Origin of the sequence: Streptomyces sp. (assembly GCF_036524955.1) — a bacterium.
In the GTDB taxonomy this organism is placed as follows: Bacteria; Actinomycetota; Actinomycetes; order Streptomycetales; family Streptomycetaceae; genus Actinacidiphila.
Window position 1 is genome coordinate 1 of sequence record NZ_DATDBG010000130.1, and the last position, 7,794, is coordinate 7,794.

General features: G+C 72.5%; 9 protein-coding genes. 8 read left to right on the plus strand and 1 reads right to left on the minus strand.

Annotated elements, in window-relative coordinates; all coding sequences use genetic code 11:
* On the minus strand, positions 1-1,397 hold a 1,397-nt coding region (locus VIW71_RS10825; protein WP_331621878.1), incomplete at its 3' end, for an FAD-dependent oxidoreductase.
* Between the two features lie 273 nt (positions 1,398-1,670).
* Between VIW71_RS10825 and VIW71_RS10830 the strand changes: the two genes are divergently transcribed.
* The 8 genes from VIW71_RS10830 (at position 1,671) to VIW71_RS10865 (ending at position 7,715) form a co-directional block, all read left to right on the plus strand.
* Positions 1,671-2,813 (plus strand): SchA/CurD-like domain-containing protein, encoded by a 1,143-nt coding sequence (locus tag VIW71_RS10830; RefSeq protein ID WP_331621879.1) that lies wholly within the window; start codon positions 1,671-1,673, stop codon positions 2,811-2,813.
* Between the two features lie 82 nt (positions 2,814-2,895).
* Positions 2,896-3,354 carry a cupin domain-containing protein gene (locus VIW71_RS10835; protein ID WP_331621880.1) on the plus strand — a complete coding sequence of 153 codons (459 nt, stop codon included), beginning with the start codon at positions 2,896-2,898 and terminating at the stop codon, positions 3,352-3,354.
* On the plus strand, positions 3,351-4,619 hold the full coding sequence (locus tag VIW71_RS10840; protein ID WP_331621881.1) for a beta-ketoacyl-[acyl-carrier-protein] synthase family protein: 1,269 nt from the start codon (positions 3,351-3,353) through the stop codon (positions 4,617-4,619). Before VIW71_RS10835 ends, VIW71_RS10840 begins: the two co-directional genes overlap by 4 nt.
* Positions 4,616-5,866, plus strand: a complete 1,251-nt coding sequence (locus VIW71_RS10845) for a beta-ketoacyl synthase N-terminal-like domain-containing protein (protein ID WP_331621882.1) — start codon at positions 4,616-4,618, stop codon at positions 5,864-5,866. Before VIW71_RS10840 ends, VIW71_RS10845 begins: the two co-directional genes overlap by 4 nt.
* Positions 5,867-5,891: 25 nt before the next feature.
* Entirely contained in the window at positions 5,892-6,149 is a 258-nt protein-coding gene (locus tag VIW71_RS10850; protein ID WP_331621883.1) for an acyl carrier protein, read from the plus strand.
* A gap of 2 nt (positions 6,150-6,151) precedes the next feature.
* On the plus strand, positions 6,152-6,622 hold the full coding sequence (locus tag VIW71_RS10855; RefSeq protein WP_331621884.1) for an SRPBCC family protein: 471 nt from the start codon (positions 6,152-6,154) through the stop codon (positions 6,620-6,622).
* Between the two features lie 148 nt (positions 6,623-6,770).
* Positions 6,771-7,100 (plus strand): TcmI family type II polyketide cyclase, encoded by a 330-nt coding sequence (locus VIW71_RS10860; RefSeq protein WP_331621885.1) that lies wholly within the window; start codon positions 6,771-6,773, stop codon positions 7,098-7,100.
* A 195-nt stretch (positions 7,101-7,295) separates the two neighbouring features.
* The gene (locus VIW71_RS10865) at positions 7,296-7,715 is read left to right on the plus strand and encodes a hypothetical protein (RefSeq protein ID WP_331621886.1); all 420 of its coding nucleotides are present in this window, start codon (positions 7,296-7,298) and stop codon (positions 7,713-7,715) included.
* Positions 7,716-7,794: the final 79 nt, after the last annotated feature.

The window sequence follows — 7,794 nt, forward strand, 5'->3', positions numbered from 1 at the left end:
GGCCGGCCCGCGCCACCGGGACGGCCCCGACCGGCCGGGCCGTGGGGCGCGGCGCCGCCTGAACCACCGGGTCCGGCCGGACCCACCGGTCCGCCCGGACCACCGGCACCGACCGGATCGACCGGGCCGCCCGGACCGCCCGAGGGCGGGCCCGCCGGCACGATCGGGCGGCCCGGGTCGACACCGACCACCGCGCCGGCCGGGTAGCGGTAGCCCAGGGCCACGGTGAGGACGCCGCTCTGCCGGCCCGCGCCGGGCGCGGCGTCGTAACCGGGGTGGTTGTGCTCGGCGGACCGGGCGGAGGCCCGTTCGCTGGTGGCCACCGCGACCGGCCGCCGCTCGGCGCCGTAGGTGTCGAGCAGGCCGGGTCCGGCCCAGCCGCCGAGGACGGCGGCGAGTTTCCAGGCGAGGTTGTGCCCGTCCTGGATACCGGTGTTGGAGCCGAAGGCCCCGGTGGGCGACATCTCGTGGGCGGAGTCCCCGGCGAGGAAGACCCGGCCGGCCGAGTAGCGCTCCGCCACACGTTCGGCCGCGTGCCAGGGGGCCTTTCCGGTGATCTCGATCTCCAGGTCGGGGACGCCGACCGCGGTGCGGATGTGCGCGGCGCAGCGCTCGTCGGTGAACGCCTCCAGCGGCTCGCCGCGGTCGGGGTGCCAGGGCAGGTGGAAGACCCACCGCTCCTCGTTGTCGACCGGGAGCAGGGCGCCGTCCGCTTCCGGGTTGGTCAGGTAGCAGGCGATGAAGTGGCGGTCGCCGACCACGTCGGCCAGCCGCTTGGCGACGAAGGTGACGCTGACGTTGTGGAACAGCTCGCCGGCGCCGGTCTGGCCGACGCCGAGCCGTTCGCGGACCGGGCTGCGCGGTCCGTCCGCGGCGACGAGGTAGTCGGCGCGCACCACCCGGGTCTCGTCGGTGTCCCGGTGGCGCACCACCGCGGTCACCCCCTCGTCGTCCTGCTCGAACGAGCGCAGCTCGACGCCGAACCGGATCTCGCCGCCGAGCCGGCGGGCCTCCTTCAGCAGCACCGGCTCCAGGTCGTTCTGGCTGCACAGGCACCACCCGGACGGGCTGAACCGGGCCAGTCCGCCACCCGGGTCGATCTCCCGGAACAGCCACTTCTGGTTGTCCCCGGTGAGCGACTCGGCCTGCAGGATTCCGTGGTTCCCGGCCAGCACGGACGCGGCCTCGCGGATCGCGCCCTCGATCCCGGCGGTTCTGAACAGTTCCATCGTGCGCACGTTGTTGCCGCGTCCGCGCGGGTGGTGCGAGGTGCCGGGGTGCTTCTCCACCAGCAGGTGGCGGACGCCCAGTCGGCCGAGGAAGAGGGAGGTGGACAGTCCCACCAGGGAACCGCCCGTGATCAGGACCGGTACCCGGTCGTCGAACTTCGGTGTCATCGGTTGCTCCAGCCTGTACGGGAAAGCGGGCACGGCGACGGTCGGGCGCTCGGCGCGTGTCCGCCGGGCCCAGCTCTTTTCATGCCCGGTGGGCGCCGTCCGGAGGTGTCCTGACGGCGCATTCGCCCGCATGGACCGCACATCTCGCGCCGTCCGTGGGATCGAAGCACGATCAAGCTCAGAGCGGTGCCCCGGGCATCCGGCGGCGCGGCACGCTCAGGACCACACGCACGCGAAGCACTCGAACCTCAGCACCAGAAGGAGAAGTGGAAGATGACGACCCTGTCGGAGGCGACCTCGCCGCAACAGCCGGATCTGTCCAGCCCGCTCGCGGGCGGGGCGCGGACCGAGTACGCCCGGCTCCGGGTGGTGCTGCTGCTGGACATCCGCAAGGGCGCGCAGCAGCGGTTCCTGGACGCTTACGAACTCCTGCGCACCCAGGTGGCGTCGGTGCCCGGCCACGTGAGCGACCAGCTCTGCCAGTCGATCGAGGATCCGGCGCAATGGCTGATCACCAGTGAGTGGGAGAGCGCGGGCCCGTTCCTGTCCTGGGTGGACAGCGCCGAGCACCGCGAGATGGTCAAGCCGATGCACGACTGCGTCAACGACACCCGGTCGCTGCGCTACAGCATCCTGCGGGAGACCTCCGCCGCCGGGCACGTCGGCGACCTGGCGCCGGCGCCCGAACGGGCAGGTGACGGCCGCATCCGGCACGCCATCACCTTCACCGTCAAGCCCGGCAGCGAGGAGAAGGTCGCCGCGATCCTGGCCGGATACCAGTCCCCGTCGGCGCGGGTCGACTCCTCCACCCGGCTGTGCCGGACCACGCTGTTCATGCACGGCAACCGGGTGGTCCGGGCGGTCGAGGTGACCGGCAACCTGGCGGCGGCGCTGCGCCACGTGGCCCAGCAGCCGGAGGTGCGGGCGGTCGAGGAGGCCATCAACCCGTACCTGGAGGAGGACCGCGACCTGGGCGACCCGGAGGCGGCCCGGGCGTTCTTCAGCCGGGCGAGCCTGCCGGCCGTGCACGAGACGGTGAACGAGGCGGAGCCGGCCGGGCGGGTACGGCGGTACGCACTGCGCTATCCGGTACGCGGCGGCAGCGGCGCCGCGGCGGCCCGGGTACTGGCCCGCGCCGACGAGCTGGCCGCGGTGGTCCCGGGCAGCCCCCTGGTGCGCAGCACCGTCTTCCAGCGCGACGACGTCGTCGTGCGTGTGATCGACCTGACGGTGCCGCTCGCCCAGGACCCGGCCCTGACGACCGGTACCACCGACCGCGACCTGGCGGCCGAGCTGGGCCGTCTGGTCGAACTTCCCGGCGCACCGGGTGACCTCACCACCGATCAGGGGCGCGGGAACCTCCTCGCCCACTGTGAGATGACACACATCACCGACCGCCACTCGCAGGAGCCGTGACCACCGTTCCGTGTCCCGCCCGTGCGGGCCGGCCGCGCCTGCCGCTCGCGGCCGAAGTGAATCCCACCTGGAGGCACCCGTCATGACCGCTCAGCCCCCTCGGATCGTGCATGTAGATGAGATCGAGCCCAACCGGCGCCGCGGTGGTGATCTGCGCGCCATGCTCACCCCGAACGTCACCGGAGCGACCAGCGGGTTCATGGGCCTGGCGTTGATCCAGCCCGGCGACCGGATCGCCGAGCACTACCACCCGTACTCGGAGGAGTTCGTCTTCGTCGTCTGCGGCGAACTCGAGGTCGACCTGGACGACACCGCGTACGCGCTGCGGGCCGACCAGGGCCTGCTGATCCCGAAAGACGTACGGCACCGGTTCCGCAACGTCGGTCACACCGAGGCCCGCATGGTCTTCCACCTCGGTCCGCTGGCGCCCCGCCCGGAGCTGGGCCATGTGGACACCGAGGAGCCCGCGATGGCCGCCGGAAGTCACTCCGCGGCTTCCGGCGCGAGCCGGCCGCCGGAAGCCGCGGAGGCGGTCTCGTGACGCGGCGGGTGGCGGTGACCGGAATCGGCGTCGTCGCCCCCGGCGGGGTGGGCGTGCCCGCGTTCTGGGACCTGCTCACCGCCGGCCGGACGGCGACCCGCGGGATCACCCGGTTCGACCCCCGTGAATTCAGGTCGCGAATAGCAGCCGAGTGCGACTTCGACCCGCTGGCCTGCGGTCTGACCGCCGACCAGGTGGCCCGTGCCGACCTGTACGTCCAGTTCGCGCTGGTGGCCGCGGCCGAGGCGGTACGTGACTCCGGTCTGGAGCTGGCGGCCGAGGACCCGTGGCGGCTCGGTGTGTCGCTGGGTACCGCGGTCGGCGGCACCACCCGGCTGGAGCACGACTACACCCTGGTCAGCTCCTCCGGCGCACGCTGGGACGTGGACCACCGCCCGGCCGCCCCGCATCTGCACCGGGCGTTCCAGCCGAGCGCCCTGGCCTGCGAGGTGGCCGAGGAGTTCGGCGCGCACGGCCCGGTGCAGACGGTCTCCACCGGCTGCACCTCCGGCCTGGACGCCGTGGGGTACGCCTTCCAGACGATCGAGGAGGGCCGGGCCGACGTGTGTGTCGCCGGTGCCTCCGACTCGCCGATCTCACCGATCACGGTGGCCTGCTTCGACGCCATCAAGGCGACGTCGCCGAACAACGACGACCCGGAGCACGCCTCCCGGCCGTTCGACGCCGACCGGGACGGGTTCGTCCTCGGCGAGGGCGGGGCGGTGCTGATCCTGGAGGAGCTGGAGCATGCCAGGGCTCGCGGGGCACGGATGTACTGCGAGATCAAGGGCTATGCGTCGTTCAGCAACGCCCACCACATGACCGGGCTGACCCGCGAAGGACTGGAGATGTCCGAGGCCATCGACAAGGCGCTGGCACACGGCCGGATCGACAGCTCGGCGGTCGACTACGTCAACGCGCACGGCTCGGGCACCAAGCAGAACGACCGGCACGAGACCGAGGCGGTCAAGCGGTCGCTGGGCGCGCACGCGTACCGGACGCCGATGAGCTCGATCAAGTCGATGGTCGGTCACTCGCTCGGTGCGATCGGCGCAATCGAGTTGGCGGCGTGCGCCTTGGCCATGGATCACGGCGTGGTGCCGCCGACCGCCAACTACACCACCCCGGACCCCGAGTGCGACCTCGACTACGTGCCGAGGACGGCTCGGGAACGGAAGCTGCGCACGGTGCTGTCGGTCGGCAGCGGCTTCGGCGGCTTCCAGTCCGCGGTGGTGCTGGGCAGAGAGGAGGCGAGAGCACGATGACGCGGAGCACTGCGGACGGGCGCCGTACCGTGATCACCGGCATGGGCGTGATCGCGCCCAACGGGATCGGCGCGGACGCCTTCTGGAAGGCGACCAAGGAGGGCGTCAGCGTCCTTGACCGGGTCACCCGGGAGGGGTGCGAGCACCTTCCGCTGCGGGTGGCGGGCGAGGTGCGCGGCTTCGATCCGTCCACGGTGGTCGAGGACCGCTACCTGGTGCAGACCGACCGGTTCAGCCACTTCGCCATGGCGGCGGCCGAACTGGCCTTGGCCGACGCCTCCCTGAAAGCCGCCGACGGGTCGGCGTACGCCATCGGTGTGGTGACCGCGGCGGGTTCCGGCGGCGGCGAGTTCGGGCAGCGCGAGCTCCAGCAGTTGTGGGGCCGTGGACCACGGTACGTCGGCCCGTACCAGTCCATCGCCTGGTTCTACGCGGCCAGCACCGGTCAGATCTCGATCCGGGGCGGCTTCAAGGGGCCCAGCGGAGTGGTGGCGGGCGACGAGGCCGGCGGCCTGGACGCGATGGCCCACGCCGCCCGCAGTATCCGGGGCGGCGCGGACGCGGTCGTGGTGGGAGCGGCGGAAGCGCCGCTCGCGCCGTACTCGATCGTGTGCCAGCTCGGCTATCCGGAGCTGAGCAGGTCCGCGGAGCCGCACCGGGCCTATCTGCCCTTCACCGACCAGGCCGGCGGATTCGTGCCCGCCGAGGGCGGCGCGATGTTCGTGGTCGAGGAGGAGGCGGCGGCGCGCCGTCGTGGCGTACGGGCCCGCGCCGTCGTCGCCGGGCACGCCGCGACCTTCACCGGTAGCGACGGCTGGGCCGCCTCGCGGGAGGGGCTGGCCCGGGCCATCGGCGGTGCGCTGGCGGAGGCCGGGTGCGCGCCCGGCGAGGTCGACGCGGTCTTCGCCGACGCGCTCGGCGTGCCGGAGGCGGACCACGCGGAGGCACTGGCCATCTCCGACGCGCTCGGCCCGCACGCGGCGCGGGTCCCGGTCACCGCCCCCAAGACCGGCATCGGGCGGGCGTACTGCGCCGCCTCCACGCTCGACACCGCCTGTGCGGTGCTCGCCATGGAACACGGCGTCGTGCCGCCGACGCCCCAGGTCACGGACGTGAGTCACGGCCTGGACCTGGTGACCGGTCACGCCCGGCCGGCCGAACTGCGCACCGTCCTGGTGCTCAGCCGCGGCCTGCTGGGTTCCAACTCGGCGCTCGTGCTCAGGCACGGCGCCGCCGGCCGCCCCTGATCCCCCCACTGACGTAAGGAGCCTCATGGACACCCAACTGACCTACGCCGATCTGGCCTCGATGATGGAGCGCCGCGCCGGAGTCAGCGTCGACCCGATGCAGCTGGAACTGCGCTGCGACACGCCGTTCGCCGACTTCGGCCTGGACTCGCTGGGCCTGCTCGGCATCGTGGGCTCGCTGGAGAACGACTACGGCACCTCGATCCCCGCCGACGCCGACGCCTGCAAGACCCCGCGCGAGCTGACGGCCCTGGTCAACGACGTGCTGAAGGCGAGGGCCTGACGATGGCGGGGCACACCGAGAACGAGATCACCGTCCAGGCGCCGATGGACCTGGTCTGGGACATGACGAACGACCTGGAGAACTGGCCGCAGTTGTTCAGCGAGTACGCGTCGGTGGAGGTCCTGGAGCGCCGCGGTGGTCTGACCCGTTTCCGGCTCACCATGCACCCCGACGAGAACGGCACGGTGTGGAGCTGGGTCTCCGAGCGGGAGCCGGTGCGCGAGACACGGACCGTCACCGCCCGCCGGGTGGAGACCGGGCCGTTCGAGTTCATGGAGATCTTCTGGGCCTACCACGAGGCACCGGGCGGCACCCGGATGCGCTGGGTCCAGGACTTCGCGATGAAGCCGGACGCGCCGGTGGACGACGCCGGGATGACCGAGCGCATCAACGCCAACTCCAGGATCCAGCTCGAGCTGATCAGGGACAAGGTCGAGCAGCGCGCCCGCGAGCAGATGTCGGTCGCCAACTGACCCGGTCCGCCACCGGCGGGTCTGCCCCGTCGGCCGTCCTCGGGCACGCGGACCGTCTCCGCGTGCCCGCATCCCCTTCCACCAGCACCTCGGCTCCCGCCCGGGAACCCGTGACTCCGCGGAGAACTCCGCAGAAAGGACGCGGACCGTGCACCGCGCACTGATCGTCGCCCGGATGAAGCCGGGCTCGGCGCCCGGCATCGCCGATGTCTTCGCTGCCTCGGACGCAGGCGAGCTGCCGCACCTCATCGGGGTCAGCGGTCGCAGCCTGTTCCAGTTCGGCGACGTCTATCTGCATCTGATCGAGGCCGACGGGCCACCCGGACCGGCGGTCGCCAAGTACTCCTCGCACCCGGCCTTCAAGGACATCAGCGACCGGCTCTCGGTCCACGTCGAGGCGTACGACCCGGCGACATGGCGGTCGCCGAAGGACGCCATGGCCGACGAGTTCTACCGGTGGGAGCGCCCGGCCGGCTGATCGCCGGCCCGCTGCGCGTCCGCCCGGGGCCATCAGGTGGACGTCACCACCCGGAGGGCGGACGCCGCCCCCTCGGGCGGCCCATTCCCGCTCGCGCGACCCCGAGATCTGACTGACCGTGAAGATGCCGTTACTGCGATCACCGTGGCTGGCACCGGGCCGGCCGGCGCACGTGACGGCGAAAGGAACCAACTCATGCGCACTGCCCGCACCCTCTTTGCCGGAGCCGCACTGTCCGCCCTGCTCGCCGTCGCCGCTCCGGCCGCCCATGCGACGGGTGCTGTGAACGCCTACGACCCGAACGGCCAGGCCTCCTCCTCCGCCGCCGCCGAGACCGGGGACTCCTCCTCGTCCGACGACTCCTACTCGCACAGCGAGGACTCCTCCTCTTCCTCCGACTCTTCCTCGGCTTCTTCCTCCCACTCTTCCTCCGACGAGTCGTGGAAGGGCGAGGAGCACGGCAAGAAGCCGCACGGCGGGGTGCACACCGGCGGTGGTGGCATGGCCCTGTCCGGCGGTGGCATGGCCGCCGGTTCCGTCCTGCTGCTCGGCGGCCTCGGCGCCGGCGCCGCCGTCCTGCGCCGCCGCCGTACCCCGTCCGGCGTCGCCGTCTGACGGACTGTCCGCCTGACCGGTTCCGCACTGTCCTGTCGTGGCCCCCGCCGCGTCCCGCGCCGGTGGCCCCGGCTGTTAC

Bases quoted from the DNA above. Each gene is read 5' to 3' on its own strand.
- VIW71_RS10865 (WP_331621886.1), top strand. From the start codon at position 7,296: ATGCGCACTGCCCGCACCCTCTTTGCCGGAGCCGCACTGTCCGCCCTG.
- VIW71_RS10830 (WP_331621879.1), top strand. From the start codon at position 1,671: ATGACGACCCTGTCGGAGGCGACCTCGCCGCAACAGCCGGATCTGTCC.
- VIW71_RS10850 (WP_331621883.1), top strand. From the start codon at position 5,892: ATGGACACCCAACTGACCTACGCCGATCTGGCCTCGATGATGGAGCGC.
- VIW71_RS10835 (WP_331621880.1), top strand. From the start codon at position 2,896: ATGACCGCTCAGCCCCCTCGGATCGTGCATGTAGATGAGATCGAGCCC.
- VIW71_RS10845 (WP_331621882.1), top strand. From the start codon at position 4,616: ATGACGCGGAGCACTGCGGACGGGCGCCGTACCGTGATCACCGGCATG.
- VIW71_RS10855 (WP_331621884.1), top strand. From the start codon at position 6,152: ATGGCGGGGCACACCGAGAACGAGATCACCGTCCAGGCGCCGATGGAC.